This window comes from Vibrio sp. 1401, assembly GCF_033340295.1.
Map to the genome: position 1 here is coordinate 1 of NZ_JAWOWF010000353.1, position 709 is coordinate 709.

A 709-nucleotide genomic window follows, 5' to 3' on the forward strand; every position below is an offset into this window, starting at 1 on the left:
ATCAGTCTAAGACTGTCCTAGGACTGACTTGGGAAGAACAGCTAGCCAAATACGACATCATGCTGACCGATTCAGAAGAAGTGAAATCATTCTACCGTGCTGGCCCTGCGGGTATCCGCACCACACAAGCATTCTCGCAAGATTGTCGCTGGGATACCCTCGATAATGACCGCGCGGAAGGCTGTATCCGCACCAAAGAAAACGCGTTTAGCCAAGATGGCGGCCTTGCCGTTCTGAAAGGCAACATCGCGCTGGATGGTTGTATTGTGAAGACTGCTGGTGTGGACGAAAGCATCCTGAAATTTACTGGCCCTGCAGTAGTGTTTGAAAGCCAGGAAGATGCGGTAGACGGCATCCTTGGTGGCAAAGTGAAAGCGGGCGATGTAGTTGTGATTCGCTACGAAGGTCCAAAAGGTGGCCCGGGCATGCAAGAAATGCTTTACCCAACCACTTATCTAAAATCGATGGGTTTAGGTAAAGAGTGTGCGTTATTAACTGACGGCCGCTTCTCTGGTGGTACCTCTGGTTTGTCTATCGGCCATGCTTCTCCAGAAGCGGCCAATGGCGGTGCGATCGGCTTGGTTCAAAATGGCGATTTGATTGCGATTGATATTCCAAGTCGCAGCATCTCTCTTGAGATCTCTGAACAGGAACTTGCAGAGCGCCGCGTAAAACAAGACGAACTTGGTTGGAAACCAGCAAATCGTCA

Annotated in this window: 1 protein-coding gene; it reads left to right on the forward strand. The window is 50.4% G+C overall.

The annotated features are described in order from the left end of the window. Positions 1–709, forward strand: a 709-nt coding sequence (locus R7Z77_RS25585) for a dihydroxy-acid dehydratase (protein WP_318137080.1), incomplete at both ends; no start/stop codon positions are given.